The sequence below is a fragment of the Bacillus timonensis genome, from assembly GCF_000285535.1.
GTDB lineage: Bacteria > Bacillota > Bacilli > Bacillales > Bacillaceae_L > Ferdinandcohnia > Ferdinandcohnia timonensis.
Genome location: NZ_HE610985.1, coordinates 858906 through 873440 on the forward strand (window position 1 = coordinate 858906; position 14535 = coordinate 873440).

At 36.5% G+C, this 14535-nt stretch carries 16 protein-coding genes and 1 pseudogene; 7 read left to right on the forward strand and 10 right to left on the reverse strand.

All coding sequences use genetic code 11. The features are described from left to right. Positions 1 to 10 precede the first annotated feature (10 nt). Positions 11 to 652, reverse strand: a complete 642-nt coding sequence (locus BTHG_RS24250) for a DUF3993 domain-containing protein (RefSeq protein ID WP_010282865.1) — start codon at positions 650 to 652, stop codon at positions 11 to 13. A 568-nt stretch (positions 653 to 1220) separates the two neighbouring features. Between BTHG_RS24250 and BTHG_RS04590 the strand changes: the two genes are divergently transcribed. Continuing rightward, a complete protein-coding gene (locus tag BTHG_RS04590) occupies positions 1221 to 2084 on the forward strand; it encodes a metallophosphoesterase (protein ID WP_010282866.1) in 864 nt (287 codons plus the stop codon). Positions 2085 to 2125: 41 nt separating this feature from the next. On the opposite strand, the gene BTHG_RS04595 is transcribed toward BTHG_RS04590, so the two are convergent. After that, positions 2126 to 3856, reverse strand: a complete 1731-nt coding sequence (locus BTHG_RS04595) for a sensor domain-containing protein (protein ID WP_010282869.1) — start codon at positions 3854 to 3856, stop codon at positions 2126 to 2128. Positions 3857 to 4037: 181 nt separating this feature from the next. Between BTHG_RS04595 and BTHG_RS04600 the strand changes: the two genes are divergently transcribed. Further along, positions 4038 to 4505 carry a YkyB family protein gene (locus BTHG_RS04600; protein WP_010282872.1) on the forward strand — a complete coding sequence of 156 codons (468 nt, stop codon included), beginning with the start codon at positions 4038 to 4040 and terminating at the stop codon, positions 4503 to 4505. Positions 4506 to 4613: 108 nt separating this feature from the next. Here BTHG_RS04600 and BTHG_RS04605 read toward each other — a convergent pair whose 3' ends face one another. Together BTHG_RS04605 and BTHG_RS04610 are read right to left on the reverse strand one after the other, a co-directional pair. Continuing rightward, positions 4614 to 5264, reverse strand: a complete 651-nt coding sequence (locus tag BTHG_RS04605; protein ID WP_010282874.1) for a glycoside hydrolase domain-containing protein — start codon at positions 5262 to 5264, stop codon at positions 4614 to 4616. Between the two features lie 26 nt (positions 5265 to 5290). Then, positions 5291 to 6559: a DUF346 domain-containing protein gene (locus tag BTHG_RS04610; protein ID WP_010282876.1), complete on the reverse strand. Its 1269-nt coding sequence runs from the start codon at positions 6557 to 6559 to the stop codon at positions 5291 to 5293. A gap of 281 nt (positions 6560 to 6840) precedes the next feature. Between BTHG_RS04610 and BTHG_RS04615 the strand changes: the two genes are divergently transcribed. Continuing rightward, positions 6841 to 7077: an IDEAL domain-containing protein gene (locus BTHG_RS04615; RefSeq protein ID WP_010282877.1), complete on the forward strand. Its 237-nt coding sequence runs from the start codon at positions 6841 to 6843 to the stop codon at positions 7075 to 7077. 76 nt (positions 7078 to 7153) lie between these two features. Here BTHG_RS04615 and BTHG_RS04620 read toward each other — a convergent pair whose 3' ends face one another. The 3 genes and pseudogenes from BTHG_RS04620 to BTHG_RS24255 all read right to left on the reverse strand — a co-directional run bounded on the left by BTHG_RS04620 (position 7154) and on the right by BTHG_RS24255 (position 10528). Then, the gene (locus BTHG_RS04620; protein WP_010282878.1) at positions 7154 to 9010 is read right to left on the reverse strand and encodes a PAS domain S-box protein; all 1857 of its coding nucleotides are present in this window, start codon (positions 9008 to 9010) and stop codon (positions 7154 to 7156) included. A 309-nt stretch (positions 9011 to 9319) separates the two neighbouring features. After that, the gene (locus BTHG_RS04625) at positions 9320 to 9502 is read right to left on the reverse strand and encodes a hypothetical protein (protein WP_010282879.1); all 183 of its coding nucleotides are present in this window, start codon (positions 9500 to 9502) and stop codon (positions 9320 to 9322) included. Positions 9503 to 9641: 139 nt separating this feature from the next. Beyond that, positions 9642 to 10528, reverse strand: a pseudogene (locus BTHG_RS24255) (NAD(P)-dependent oxidoreductase). 163 nt (positions 10529 to 10691) lie between these two features. Here BTHG_RS24255 and BTHG_RS26135 point away from each other — a divergent pair. Together BTHG_RS26135 and BTHG_RS24260 are read left to right on the forward strand one after the other, a co-directional pair. Next, positions 10692 to 10793 carry a YjcZ family sporulation protein gene (locus BTHG_RS26135; RefSeq protein ID WP_083849038.1) on the forward strand — a complete coding sequence of 34 codons (102 nt, stop codon included), beginning with the start codon at positions 10692 to 10694 and terminating at the stop codon, positions 10791 to 10793. Between the two features lie 50 nt (positions 10794 to 10843). After that, entirely contained in the window at positions 10844 to 10987 is a 144-nt protein-coding gene (locus BTHG_RS24260; protein WP_010282883.1) for a YjcZ family sporulation protein, read from the forward strand. Between the two features lie 58 nt (positions 10988 to 11045). On the opposite strand, the gene BTHG_RS04645 is transcribed toward BTHG_RS24260, so the two are convergent. After that, positions 11046 to 11258, reverse strand: a complete 213-nt coding sequence (locus BTHG_RS04645; protein WP_010282885.1) for a hypothetical protein — start codon at positions 11256 to 11258, stop codon at positions 11046 to 11048. A gap of 109 nt (positions 11259 to 11367) precedes the next feature. Here BTHG_RS04645 and BTHG_RS04650 point away from each other — a divergent pair, with 109 nt between their 5' ends. Next, positions 11368 to 11565, forward strand: coding sequence for a DUF5370 family protein (locus BTHG_RS04650; protein WP_010282886.1), 198 nt, complete (start codon positions 11368 to 11370; stop codon positions 11563 to 11565). Between the two features lie 53 nt (positions 11566 to 11618). Then, positions 11619 to 12299, forward strand: a complete 681-nt coding sequence (locus tag BTHG_RS04655) for a GNAT family N-acetyltransferase (protein ID WP_026021689.1) — start codon at positions 11619 to 11621, stop codon at positions 12297 to 12299. 246 nt (positions 12300 to 12545) lie between these two features. Here the strand turns inward: BTHG_RS04655 and ptsP are convergent, their stop codons facing one another. Beyond that, complete coding sequence (ptsP, locus tag BTHG_RS04660; protein ID WP_010282892.1) at positions 12546 to 14264, reverse strand: phosphoenolpyruvate--protein phosphotransferase; 1719 nt, start codon at positions 14262 to 14264, stop codon at positions 12546 to 12548. Then, positions 14264 to 14530 (reverse strand): phosphocarrier protein HPr, encoded by a 267-nt coding sequence (locus tag BTHG_RS04665; protein WP_010282893.1) that lies wholly within the window; start codon positions 14528 to 14530, stop codon positions 14264 to 14266. Before BTHG_RS04665 ends, ptsP begins: the two co-directional genes overlap by 1 nt. Between the last annotated feature and the right edge of the window lie 5 nt (positions 14531 to 14535).

Consider the following 14535-nt stretch of genomic DNA (forward strand, 5'->3'; position numbering starts at 1 on the left):
TCTATTTTTATTAAAAGATATTAGTAAAGCAGCCTGAATGTAGTGGTGTCGGGATTTCCATTTCAAGTAGGGAATATATCGTCGTTTTGAAAGGATTCCATGTTAAAAACGTTGTATCTTCTATGATATTGCTTCCTCGTACTACAGCCTTTTTTACTATAGGTGCTTCATCCTGCATAGATAAGTCAGTAATAAGCCAGTTCGAATTGATTTTTTCAATTGTGATGACCTCATAATGAGCATTATATGAAACAGGCCCTGAGTCTTGAGCCTCAAATAATTCATATACATAATATTTATTTTCTTCTTGATTAAATAAAACTTTTGTTTTGTCCGAATAAGAATAAAACGGAATAAAATAAAGGGCAAAATCAGATCCATATACGATATATCCTTCTTCTTCCTTTATCAAGTTCTCCTGTAAAAAGGCTTTTGCGTATTCCTCATGAAAATGCGGAGAGAGGATTTGTTGGATTTCTTCATATGTACGAAATTCAAGAGTTAATGATGATTGTGCCTGAAAAGCTTCTTGTAAAAGTGTAAACACTTGCTCTTGTGAAAGTGGTTGATCAGATGATGCCTTAGCGGTTGGAACAGAAACTAGTCCGATTAAACAAATGGCAATGAGAAGAACTGTGATTCGCTTGCTCAAAATATCATCCTTTCTTGCAGTCTAGCTTCAGGCGCCATCAGCTCGAGGTCATAAGCCTATCGCTTCGGAAGGTAAAATGCACCTTCTGTCAGCGCTCGTTTTATGCTTGTCGCCGATAAGCGGGCGCCTTGCGCTTTCTATAGTGACTGGCATTGTACAAGTACCATCATTTTAACAAGTTCAATCCTTCTAGTGGACATCAATCGTTCGTTAAATAATTGCACATTCTGACAGATTCAGCGATATATAAACAATTAAATCAATCAGAATGTGAAAAAAAGAATGAATCTTGGCACGAAATATTTTCACAACGAAAATGAATTCACATTCAGTTACCCCATTTTAACAACTGTAATACATATTTAAAAATTATTTGAATATGAATATGCTACACTAGTTTCATATAATTTTATTTAGTAGTACTACTCCTACTGAATAAAATTATGGCCTCCGGCGGATGCCACGATTTTTCAAAGGAAACTTTTAGAGCTTGCTCGAAAAAAATCGGGCGTAAATACACCAAGGCGTATATGATTGAAATGATAACAAAGATAGGTTGGCGGTTAGTATGTCTACTAAATACACAAGAAGACAATTTATAAAACGGGCATTAGCTGCCACTTCTACAGCTATAATCGCTTCTTCCTTCGCATACTGGTACGCTCGCTATTTTGAACCAAAACAGCTAGAAATTTCAACACACACAATAAAACATCCAACTATCCCACAAGAATTTCATAATGTAAAGATTGTGCAATTTAGTGATACTCATGTTGGCCATTATTTTTCATTAGATCAACTTAACAAGATTGTTGATAAAATAAATGCTCAAAAGCCCGATTTATTATTTTTTACTGGAGATTTAATGGATGAGCCTAATAAGTATGCTGCCACCAATCACCTTATTCCGATACTAAGAAGATTAGATGCACCACTTGGAAAATTTGCAATTTACGGGAACCATGATCATGGTGGATACGGATCTGAAATTTATAAACAACTTATGGAACAAACAGGTTTTACACTTTTGATGAACAGCTCAAAAGAAATCTTCTTAAAAGATTCCAAAATCACCGTTGTCGGATTAGATGATGTGATGTTAGGTCGCCCTAATTTTGAACAAGCCTTTCAAAATGTTGATACTTCTAGTTATACAATTTTACTTGCACATGAGCCCGATATTGCTGAACGTGCAACTGAAGTGGGAGCACATATGCAATTATCAGGTCATAGTCATGGAGGTCAAATTCAGTTACCCTTTTTTGGCCCATTAATTACCCCACCACTAGGAAGTATTTATTACGAGGGTGCCCATGAAATTGGACCTACTAGCATGTTTCTATATGTCAATCGTGGTCTAGGAACAACTAGACTTCCATTACGATTTCTAGCAAAACCTGAAATTTCTATTTTCACTTTACTTTCTATGTAACAAAATGGAGGATGCCCTTTAGGAGCATCCTCTTGTTATTTTTACTTATTTTTAAAGTAATGCTCGACCATTTCATTTTCCGGTAGAGGTTTACTAAAAAAATACCCTTGGACTTTATGACAACCCATTATCTTAAAAAATTCAACCTGCTGTTCTTCCTCTACACCTTCAGCAATAACAGAAAGACCTAAACTCTGTGCTAAATGAATAATAGTTGTTGTGATAGCTGCATCTTTCTCATCGTGGAGCACATCTTTTACAAAAGACTGATCTATCTTCAAGGTATCGATTGGCAGTTTTTTGATATAACTTAAGGAGGAATAACCTGTACCAAAGTCATCCACGGAAATCCGTACCCCGATGTCTTTTAATTTGGCCAAAGTTTCCATCGTCCTCTTCGGATCCTGCATGGCTCCTTCTGTTAGCTCAAACTCAAGACACCCCGGATAAATTTGATTTTGCTTAATATTTTGTTCAATAATAGTTACTAATTCAGGTTGCTGGAATTGTTTCGGTGATAAATTGATACCAATAGAAACAGGACCATACCCGCTTTCATTCCATTGCTTAAGATTCCGACAGACTTTATGGATAATCCATTCACCGATTGATAAAATGAGTCCTGTATCTTCTGCAACTGGAATAAATTCAGCTGGTGATACAAACCCTAGTACCGGATGTCTCCACCTTAGGAGAGCCTCAAAACTAGTTACCTTATTTGTACCAAGATCCATCTGTGGTTGGTAATAGATTTCGAGTTCATTCTTTTCAACAGCTTTTCTTAGACCTGTCTCAAGCTGCATCAAATGAGAAGAGTGTTTTTGTAAATCTGCACTATAAAAATGATAGAGTGATCTACCTAATTCCTTTGCTCGATACAAGGCAGTATCTGCATTTTTAATTAATGTGTTACCATCTCTCCCATCTTCCGGGTAAAGACTGATTCCAATACTTGCTGAAATAAAAAACTCCTTATTTTCTAACACGAATGGATTTGTAAAAGCTTTGTTTACATTTTGCGCAAATGTTTGCGAAATTTCCCTTGACGTGTTTGGTAGAATCACAATAAATTCGTCTCCGCCTTGACGGAATACTTTATAACCCTGTTGACTAATCGAAGATAACCGTTTTCCAACTTCCTTTAAAAGATGGTCCCCAGCAACATGCCCCATTGTATCATTGAAAAATTTAAAACGATCAAGATCAATAAACATTAAAGCTAGATTTTGACTATTCATTTGCGCTTCTTCTACTGCACTATCTAAATCTCTTTTTAAAGAACTTCGATTCGGCAACCCTGTTAATTGATCATGATAGGCCATGTAGGTAATCATCTCTTTATCAGCTACCCTCGCAGAAATATCACGAGTCACACTTACAATGAATAGAACATTCCCATTTTCACCAAATATGGGTGTTAAAATGGATTCACCGTGAACAACTCTTTTATCTGAAAGAATGACAATATCCTGAAAAGAGACAGGCTCTCTCTTTTCCAAAACAGATATGTATTGTTCATGGAGATGATCTGCGGTTTCAGGGGGTAATACATCATGAAGTGTTTTTCCAAGACTATTGTTCGTTAATCTCGCATGTCCCTTTGCCTCTTCATTTAAAAAAACATAGGAAAAAGTTTTGTTTTCCTCCACTTTCATAACATATATTAAATCCTTAATATGTTTAAGAATAATTTCAAAGATAATGCCTTCAATTTTTTCATCAAAGCCACTAAATTGTTGATTTTTTAAGATTATATGATTATTGTTGTTCATGGTACCATTCCCTATTACTAGTAATATCTAAATCTTCTTCATGATTCGACAAAAAACCTTTATTTTTCAAAGAAATTATTTCAACATAAACATTTGGTAGGTCTACATTAAAATACACTTCATGCTAATTTGTCAAAATTCACTACTACCAGTATAATAAAAGATAGAAAGGAGAGAAAGTATGAAAAAACAGGTAAATCAAACTCCACTTGAACCAAATGTGGACAACCTTGCACGTGCAATCTTTATCGTGAACAAGCATGCCAAAACGGCTCCAAATCCAAAATTTCTATACTTACTTAAGAGAAAAGCATTAGAAAAGCTTATATCAGAAGGTAAAGCAAAAAAAGAAGGACTTCACTTTTCCAGAAATCCAAAAAATAGTCAACAACAATCCGATGTCTTAATTTCAGCCGGAGACTATTATTTTCACATGCCTCCTACAAAAGAAGACTTCTCTCGCCTACCACACCTTGGAAAGTTGAACCAGACATATCGAAACCCAAAAACCTATCTATCACTTTCTCTAGCTAAAAGCCTACTCCAACAATACGTTGGAATTGAAGAAAAAACGGAAAATACTCATCGGCCAACTAAACGAACCTACCAAAAACCCGTATTCAAAAAATTGGGAGAAAGCTATCGTTGATTAGAAAGGTAAAATCTCCTGGAGCAAATCATCAACCTTTTTTACTTTCTAAATCATTGATTGCTTGAGCCAGACAAAACAAAAAACCAGGTGTATGTACCTGGTTTTTTAATATAAGTAATTTAAGGCGCGCTGATCAGCTAAATTTGTATCTATTGGACAGATTTGCGCATCTCTTCCATATTGCCATACCCATACGTTTGCCTTACATTTTGGTGAGTGTGGTTTAAAGACGGGTGCTTTTCGTTCCTTTGTCACACCTGGCTCAGGTTCCGAACTCCACAAAATCGTTTGAACTGCGACTTGTTTATTCTTTCGAGCCGCCTCACAATAAGCTTCGGAAAAGCCACCTTCAATTGGATCATGATAAATTCCTGGGCGGTAACCAGAAGGATAAATTGATTCTACCCACCCGCGAATCCAAGCTTCGTCTACAGCAAAAAAACGCTCTACATTTGCAAATAAAGCTACGTTATTTGTGATTTCAAGACGTCTTGCATTAAATACAGCATTTCTCGCAGCGAGTTGCCCTCTTGCATATCCAGTTGCATCAGAGAAAACATTATAGATTGGTAGTATCTTAATTCCATGATTCTTCAAAAACGAAATTTCATCCTTTGTTAAACCGGCCGACACATTTGGTACATCACTTAAATATCTCCCCCAGAATTTCGGGTTTCCAAAATTATTTTTCACACAAGTATATAATTCTTCATCAGCGACTGTCGCTGAATCCACTCCCCATACATATCTTGGCATATTCACAACTCCCAGCGTAGATCAAATTATGCTCTCCATTTATGAATCAGTTGGTTGTTTTCACCTCTTGCAAATACATCAATTCGATTACGACTCCAAGAGGATGAGGAAGGTTCAGACGTTAAATTCCCACCAAGGTCTTCCCATTCATTCCAAATCGTTCCATCCCAATTTTTTACATACAAATGATTGTCTGTACCTTTTACAAAGACATCTAGATTATTTGGTTCTCTTGAAGAGACAGATGGGCTTGAAGTCAATTGTCCCCCAAGACTTTCCCAATTGCTCCAGTTTGAGCCATCCCAATACTTATGGTAAAGGGCACGATTGTCACCACGGGCAAAGACATCGATTCGACTTGGCCCCCATGATACTGCACCTGGTGCCGATGTCAGAACACCGCCTAAATCTTCCCATTCACTCCAAGTAGCACCATCCCAGTATTTGTGATAAAGATGTCTGTCAGTACCTCTTCCAAACACATCTAGCCGATTCTCTCCCCATGATGCAACTGCAGGTGATGAACTTAGAACACCACCTAAATCTTCCCATTCACTCCAGTCTGAACCGGCCCAATATTTATGAATTAATTGATTATTTTCACCACGGGCAAAGACATCAACCCGGTTAGGTCCCCATGATATTGCAGCAGGTGAGGATGTAAGGGTTCCACCGAGATTCTCCCAATCTGTCCAACTCGATCCATTCCACAAACGATGGTAAAGGACGCGATTTCTTCCACGTACATACACATCTAGCTGATTTCTTCCTGGGACAGCAACAGAAGGTCCGGAGGTTAAATATCCTCCAAGGTCCTCCCACTTGCTCCAACTTTTTTCTGGTGAGTAGCCAATACTTTCATAGGTTAAGCGAATTATTGCCTTAAATACCCTTTCAACTACTCGATCTGGAATCCGATAAGGGGATAGAACGACAAAAATCCAATTGGCTTGATTCCGGAAAGCCTGATATGTCTGATTAACCTTTTGATCTAAGGAACCGGAAAATTGATTTTGCGTCATAATGGTATACATGACAAGCTGCATTGCTATATACTGGGACATTCTTCGATCGACATTATATTCCGCTAATTCCTCGTAGTGAGGTTTTAAATTTTTGCGTACCTCTTTCCATACATTTTGAAACTCTTCTGTTTGTCTTGCTTGATATGCCGGACTTGGAGTATTTATATGATATGCCTGTTGATAGCCATTTACCGGATAATTTGGGTAATAGTATTGTGGAGCCACTCGGTAGTATGGATTCATTTGATATCCACCATATGGTTGATTCATAAGTGATACCTCCCTTTTTGAAAAAAGTCTTCATATCATTCTATGAAATGAATTAGGAAAGTAACCCATTTTTTCGTATTCTCTTCCACTACTTTCAGAGATTGTGAGTGCACCTAAGTTCTGACATATCCAAATTTTCTAAAAAATACTTTACTTTTAGGCAATTTCCCTTCATAATAGAAAGACAACTAGATGATGCAATATTTATTATCGTTCTAGTGGCGCTTATGGGCTAAATACGATTAGCGAGTGGGCGAAAAAATAAAAGGAGTGATTACGTAATGAACCATTTTAACAAAGAGCAAAAAAATGAAGTAATCGTTATTTCTCAAACGCCTGATGAAGAAATGTATGAGAAGGTTGCAGAAATGGTTCTCATACAATCACAGGCCTCCTTTAAAAAAGAACAATTACTGAAACAAATTGATCAATCATTGATTGATCGAGATGAAACACTATTTATGGAGCTTTCAAAACAATATAATATCTTACTGTCCCAACATAGTTTTTTACAATAATGGTTTGGCTAGCGCTAGGTGTGCTAGCCTTTTTCCATTTCTTTTGACAAATAAAAATAGGTGTAGACAATAAGTGCTACACCCTTTCAGTCATACGTGGAAGCTTTATTTCGAAAGTTGTACCCTCGTTTTCTTTACTATCCACCTTAATTTCTCCGTTATGGTTTTCTATAATATTGTAGCTTACCATTAGCCCTAAACCTGTACCTTTTTCCTTTGTTGTATAAAAAGGCTCCCCAATCCGGTCAAGAATTGATTTTGGGATTCCACATCCCTCATCAATAAATAATATATAGATGGAATCTTTCGTAACCATCGTTCGAATAAAAATATGACCACCATTTTCCATCGCATCAATTGAATTTTTAATAAGGTTAATAAAAACCTGTTTAATCTGATTTTCATCACAAGTAATAATTGATTCTTCATTCATAAAATCAATATTGATTTGGATATTTTGCAGGATTGCCTGTGTTTCGAGCAATGTCACCACATCACGCAAAATCGTCCGTATATCCTTATTTTTGAATTTAACTTCTGATGGCTTTGCAAGTAACAGTAGCTCACTTAAAATTAATTCAATTCTGTTTAGCTCTGAGAAGATAATATCAAAATAGTACTGTTTCCCCTGAAAATCATCGTTAAATAATTGTAAAAAGCCTTTGATGGCGGTTAGTGGATTTCTAATTTCATGCGCAATTCCTGCAGCAAGCTGCCCAGCAATTGACAGTTTTTCAGATTTAATCATTAATTCTTCTGCCTTAATGCGATCAGATATATCACGAATAATAACCTGGACTGCAGATTCTCCAAAATAAGTTGTAGGAATACCGATTAACTCCGTGTATACCTGCTTTCCTTGGAAAGTATACCAGGACTGCTTACTAAAATTCACTTCTTTTTTTTCGGCATTTACAATTTCAATAAAATCCCTAACCTGATCATGATTTTCAGGATGAAGGAAGGTATAGATATTTTTACCTAACATTTCTGTATAGCTGTTTGCACCAAACATTTTCACACCCGAGTCATTGATAAATACCCACTTATTTTGATAAATGACAGCTATGGTGTCAATTGAGTTTTGGACAATTCGTTGATATCGTTCGCGACTTCTGTGAATGATGTCATGGAATGATTTTCGTGATGAGATGTCGTGCAAGACAAGGTATTCATAATATTCATCTTGGATGAAAATCGGAACTTCCTTTACTTCAACAAAGATTTTTTCTTTATTTTGTTTCTTCCACTTTTGTTCAATAATCCCCAATCGAAACCCGTTTTGTAGTTGCTGAATTCGTTTTGCTACTACCTCATGAAATTCTTCGTCGATAAATGGATAAATGGAATCTCCGATAAAATCTTGTGGGTTTTGAATTTCTAGTAAGGAAGCGGCTTCCCTGTTCAAATACATAATTTTTCCCATCTTCGCAATTATAATTGGAAAGGGTGCTTCTTCTATGAGGATTGGAGCATCTACTAATTTAGGTTGATGTACTTCCTCTTCCGTAATCAGTGAAGAGAAAAATGAATTTGGTCTAGTTTCCTTATATGACAAGCTATCTGTAGGCTCAATTAGCACTTTCATTTTTAATAGAATTTCTTCATATTCGCAAGAAGCGGAGTCATAAATAGGTTCAACTGTTGATTCGAACCAGATAAATTCTTTGTTTGTCTTCAATACTCTAAGCGCACATGATGAACTGTTCTGTTTGTTAAAAAATAAGCTTTCAAGCATGAAGAGATCGTCTTTATGTACAAGATTTTTAATCGAAGTTCCAATTAACACGTCATTTGTGTAGCCTAGGATGTCTTTACAATTGCTCGAGATATAAAGAATTTGACCATTTATTGTGACGGTTATTACGAGATTAACAGATGAAGGTGTTTGTAACACGTTTTCCAAAGCATTAGACTGATTTCTAGTCTTCATATATGTACCCCCTCTCACTTTTCTAGTGCTAGAAGTGCTATTTTTATATGATAAATAGTCGATATTAAGTATCGGTAACCATTTTTTTACTATACTATTACATTAATTTAGGCACTAACCCATATCCATAGGTAGAAAGACCTGTTTTAAAGCTATTATATAGAAAATTCGGCAAAATTACAGTGTTTTTCGACATTTTTAATAAAAACAAAATTACAGGTTTATAGAAACCTGAATTTTTCATTTTTACATTTTTATGTAATTAGTAAAAAATTCGACAAGTCTACATGCTTGTCGAATTAGTAGCTATTAAAGTCCACCTTCGTATTTTCCATCATTTTTAGAAGCTTTTTCTTTTTTTGCTTTTTTCTTATGTGCTTTGTTAGCTGCCGCACTACCAAACTCTTTGCCAAATTCAGTATCCGTCACGGCTGAGTCAAATCCTTTTTTGTTTTTTTGTTCGGGATCGTTCTTTTTATTACGCTTAGCCATATAAAGTACACCCCCTTAGAGTTAATCATCATTATTTTCTTCTCAATGGGGATTTCTATACAAAAACAGTCAAGTGCTAAGGCACTTGACTGGTAGAAGCTTTCTTTTTTTGTCTTCAGATAGAATTTTACACCGATTGTTACTCCCAAAGCTTATAAAGTGCTTGGGTACCGCTGTTTTCTTCCCCTTTTTCAGCTAATTCATCATACATTTTTTTGCAAGCTCTAGGCCAGGAGTCTCCATTCCCATTTCTTTTGCCTCCTCGAGTGCAATCCCCATATCTTTAATGAAATGTTTAATGTAGAAACCTGGCTCAAAATTGCCTGCAATCATTCTTGGAGCAAGATTGCTTAAAGACCAACTTCCAGCTGCACCTGTTGAAATGCTTTTTAATACAGTTTCAGGGTCAAGTCCAGATTTCTTTGCATACACCATTGCTTCACTTACGCCAATCATATTAGATGCAATTGCAATTTGATTACACATTTTTGTATGCTGGCCAGAACCTGCTGGACCTTGATATACAATGTTTTGGCCCATAAGTTCAAATAATGGCTTGCATGCTTCGAATGCCTTTTCATCACCGCCAACCATAATCGCTAGCCTTGCTTCTTTTGCACCAACATCTCCACCGGAAACGGGCGCATCTAAAGAATACATACCTTTTTGTTTTGCCTCTTCATATATTTTAATTGCTAAAGAAGGAGTTGAGGTCGTCATATCAATTAGAAAGGTTCCCTCATTAGCATTTGCCACTAGCCCATTTGCACCAAGGTAAACCTCTTCGACATCATATGGATAACCTACCATTGTAATCACAACATTTGCTTCTCTCGCGACATCAGCCACTGACTGCTTCCATACAGCCCCCTGTTCCACAAGGTCTTCCGCTTTTTCTTTCGTACGGGTATACACAAGAACTTTATATCCTTTTGAAAGAATATGGCCTGCCATACTTTTTCCCATAACACCTGTACCGATAAATCCAACTACTGCATTTTCATTTAAAACATTCGTATGTACCATTACTTTTTCTCCCTTATTTTTTATTTTTATCATACCATAATTTAAAAATTAGGAAGACTTATAAAATAATAATTTAAAAAATCCTGGAAAATTGGGGATTTGTACCTTACGAAAACTGTGCGTATACCATAGGATATAACAAATAGATATGGAGGTGTTCTAAATGAGTGGAGTAAAAGGCGGATATTTCGGAGCAGGCTTTGCTTTACTTGTCGTATTGTTCATTTTATTAGTAATTGTTGGAGCTTCTTATGTAGGTTGGTAATTCTTTAAGTAAATTAAAGGTTAATTATAAAATAGAAAGGGAGATGTGTTATGGGATTTGGATACGGTTACCCAGGATATGGATTTGGTGGCGGATGTGGTTACGGTTATGGCGGCTTCGGATATCGCGGAGGTTTTGCGTTGATTGTTGTACTATTCATCCTCCTTATCATCGTTGGCGCTGCTTGGTGCTAAGATAAATGAAACAACGAAGACAGCCAGCAACTATATATAGTTGCTGGCTGTCTTTATATTATTCTCCTTCAAAAATATCCTGAAACTTTTTTATTTCTTTATCAACTTTAGGCTCCATATGATAAGGATTTTTTGGTTGAACCATGTTTTCGGGGTTCACATCAGACCTTATCCCTATTTTATTTCCGGCCATATCATCATTGATAATTCCTTCATATCTTCCATCAAAATGTGGATCTCGTGCATGATAATCACGATCATTATCTGGCATGGATATACCTCCTTTTCCATTAAAGTGGCGTATTTAATGAAAAATATGTACATTTTGCTTAACATTAAGGAACAATAAAAACAAGTTAAAGAAGTGAGGAGTGATTGTAATGGGTGCAATTGACCGTGAAGGATATCGATTTGAAACTGAATATAGTGTGATAAATCAAAAAGGAGCAATACACGTCTATCGTGATGGTGAGTTTATTAAGGAATTAACATTCTCATTCACAGGTGAACAGCCCGAACCAACCATAATTGAAGATGTCGTTGATTCGTTTTTTGAAACGAACCAAGAATGCGAGTAGTTTTACTTCTCAACTTATCATTTGTAACGTAAAATGTGGTTGAGGTGATGAAATTGTTTCATAAAGAAATCTACGTATTTGACGGAAATACACCCAAAATGGCTGTGATTCGGAATTATCGTGAAAATGATTTCGATGACCTAATTCGAGTTCAACAAGAAAGCTTTCCCCCTCCATTCCCTTCTGAGTTATGGTGGAATAAAGAACAATTACATAATCATATAACACTTTTCCCGGAAGGTGCCCTATGTGTTGAATTGGATGGGTCAATTTGCGGATCAATGACAGGGTTAACGGTTATGTTTGACCCTAGTCATCCGCAACATACTTGGGAGGAAATAACTGATAGTGGATATATTCGAAATCATACTTCTGATGGGAACACTTTATACATTGTTGATATATGTGTTAGCCCGTCTTACAGAAAATACGGTCTAGGAAAATGGCTCATGCAGTCAATGTATGAAGTAGTAATTCACTTAAATCTGGATCGACTTTTAGGTGGAGGACGAATTTCCGGATTTTCAAAGTTTGCAGCTGACATGAGTGTAGAAACATATATCGGAAAAGTAATGACAGGTGAAATAAAGGATCCAGTCATTACATTCTTACTACGTTGTGGGCGGACTCCTGTCCACTTGATTGAAAACTATCTTGAAGATGAGGAATCTTGCAATTATGGGTTATTAATGGAATGGAAAAACCCCTTCAAAGGGGTAAATGAAAGAGTCTAACTCGAAAGTTAGACTCTCAGACTGTTGACAAACGCTTGCATACTGCGTTGCTTGCCTCGCTCGTCCACTCATGAAGGCAACTTCAATTCGCGTCTTCGCTCAGCTGCGCGCCTTGTCTGACAAGCGCTTTCAAAACAGTCTGGGAATTGAGTTAAAATTTGGATATCCTTAAAAATTCGTGTAGACAAAGTCAGCACTGACTTTGTCTACACTCTGAGAGTCTAACTCGAAAGTTAGACTCTTTTTTTACTTCATGAAATTTGCTTTTACAAACTCAACGACTTCCTCTGTTGTGCTCATTGAAAGAATTTTTTCTTTAAAGCTTGCGATTTCAGCTTTAGAAAGATTTTTAATTTGAGTACGCGCAGGTAATATCGATGTCGCGCTCATACTGAATTCATCTAGCCCTAATCCAAGAAGAATAGGAATGGCAATCGTGTCACCAGCCATTTCTCCACACATGCCTGTCCATTTACCTTCTTTATGCGCTGCATCAATAACCATTGAAACAAGGCGAAGAATGGATGGAGAATATGGCTGATATAAATAAGACACACGTTCATTCATGCGGTCGGCAGCCATTGTATATTGAATTAAATCATTTGTACCAATACTGAAGAAATCTACTTCTTTTGCAAATTGATCCGCTAAAACGGCAGTTGAAGGAATTTCCACCATAATTCCAATTTCAATTGAATCAGAAACAGGAGTTCCGTCTGCTACAAGCTTTTCTTTTTCTTCAAGTAAAATGGATTTTGCTTGTCTAAATTCATTCAGCGTTGCAATCATTGGGAACATGATTTTTAAATTACCATACGTACTTGCACGAAGTAATGCGCGTAACTGAGTACGGAAAATATCTTGTTCCTCTAAACAAAGGCGAATCGCTCTAAAGCCTAGGAATGGATTTAGCTCTTTCGGAAGATTTAAATATGGAAGCTCTTTGTCTCCTCCGATGTCAAGTGTCCGAACAACAACTGGTTTTCCTTCCATTTTTTCAAGAACAGTCTTATAAGACTCGAATTGTTCTTCTTCTGAAGGAAGTTGGTCACGTCCCATGTAAAGGAATTCAGTACGATAAAGTCCGATAGCTTCGCCGCCATTTTCTAACACACCTTTTACATCTTCTGGTGTTCCAATGTTTGCAGCAAGCTCTACATGTTGACCGTCATTTGTAACCGTCTTTTCATCTTTCAATTTAGCCCATTCTTCTTTTTGAGCTTCATATTGTTCTTTCTTTTGACGGTATTGTGCTAATACTTCTTCTGAAGGATTTACAATAACATCACCATCAAGTCCATCAACAATCACCATTACACCATTTTCAATTTCAGTGGTAACAATTTTTGTTCCAACCACTGCTGGTATCTCCATAGATCGAGCCATAATCGCTGAGTGAGAAGTACGACCACCAATATCAGTAGTAAAACCTTTCACATAGTTTCGGTTTAATTGAGCTGTGTCTGATGGGGTTAAATCCTCTGCAATAATGATGACTTCTTCTGAAATCATACTTGGATTTGAGATGGTAACACCTAATAAATGTGCTAATACTCGTTTTGTTACATCACGAATATCAGATGCACGTTCCGCCATATATTCGTTATCCATTCCTTCAAACATCGTAATGAACATTTTTGCAATTTCCTGCAATGCAAATTCTGCATTTACGTTTTCAGAGTTAATTTTATCTTTTACAGGATTAAGAAGTTCTGGATCACTTAAAACTAGTAGATGAGCAGAAAAGATGGCTGCTTTGTCTTCTCCTAATTCTTCATTTGCACGATTCCTAATTGCTTCTAATTCTTCTTTTGATGTATTAACTGCTTCCTCAAAGCGTTTAAGTTCAGCATCTTTGTCACTGATTGTTTGTTTTTCAACGGTTAAATCAGGGTGCTCAAGTCGAAAACTTTTTGCAATTGCAATACCTGCTGAAGCAGCGATACCTTTAATAATCTTAGACATTATTCACCAAGTCCTTCATTTGCCATAATTTCTGTTAATTTTTCAATCGCTTCTGCCTCATCGGAACCTTTCGCAACAAATTTCACTTCAGCACCTTGTCCAATTCCTAAAGACATAACACCCATAATAGATTTAAGATTAACGGACTTTCCGTTATATTCAATTTGAATATCTGAATTATATTGGCTAGCCGCTTGTACTAAAACTGTCGCTGGGCGTGCATGGATTCCTGATTCACTAGTAATTTTAAATGTTTCTTCTGTCATTTTGC

Bases quoted from the DNA above. Each gene is read 5' to 3' on its own strand.
- BTHG_RS26135 (WP_083849038.1), top strand. From the start codon at position 10,692: ATGAGTGGAGTAAAAGGCGGATATTTCGGAGCAGGCTTTGCTTTACTT.
- BTHG_RS04595 (WP_010282869.1), bottom strand. From the start codon at position 3,856: ATGAACAACAATAATCATATAATCTTAAAAAATCAACAATTTAGTGGC.
- BTHG_RS04610 (WP_010282876.1), bottom strand. From the start codon at position 6,559: ATGAATCAACCATATGGTGGATATCAAATGAATCCATACTACCGAGTG.
- BTHG_RS04620 (WP_010282878.1), bottom strand. From the start codon at position 9,010: ATGAAGACTAGAAATCAGTCTAATGCTTTGGAAAACGTGTTACAAACA.
- BTHG_RS04600 (WP_010282872.1), top strand. From the start codon at position 4,038: ATGAAAAAACAGGTAAATCAAACTCCACTTGAACCAAATGTGGACAAC.
- BTHG_RS04605 (WP_010282874.1), bottom strand. From the start codon at position 5,264: ATGCCAAGATATGTATGGGGAGTGGATTCAGCGACAGTCGCTGATGAA.
- BTHG_RS24260 (WP_010282883.1), top strand. From the start codon at position 10,844: ATGGGATTTGGATACGGTTACCCAGGATATGGATTTGGTGGCGGATGT.
- BTHG_RS04615 (WP_010282877.1), top strand. From the start codon at position 6,841: ATGAACCATTTTAACAAAGAGCAAAAAAATGAAGTAATCGTTATTTCT.
- BTHG_RS04665 (WP_010282893.1), bottom strand. From the start codon at position 14,530: ATGACAGAAGAAACATTTAAAATTACTAGTGAATCAGGAATCCATGCA.
- BTHG_RS04650 (WP_010282886.1), top strand. From the start codon at position 11,368: ATGGGTGCAATTGACCGTGAAGGATATCGATTTGAAACTGAATATAGT.
- BTHG_RS04590 (WP_010282866.1), top strand. From the start codon at position 1,221: ATGTCTACTAAATACACAAGAAGACAATTTATAAAACGGGCATTAGCT.
- BTHG_RS04645 (WP_010282885.1), bottom strand. From the start codon at position 11,258: ATGCCAGATAATGATCGTGATTATCATGCACGAGATCCACATTTTGAT.
- ptsP (WP_010282892.1), bottom strand. From the start codon at position 14,264: ATGTCTAAGATTATTAAAGGTATCGCTGCTTCAGCAGGTATTGCAATT.
- BTHG_RS04625 (WP_010282879.1), bottom strand. From the start codon at position 9,502: ATGGCTAAGCGTAATAAAAAGAACGATCCCGAACAAAAAAACAAAAAA.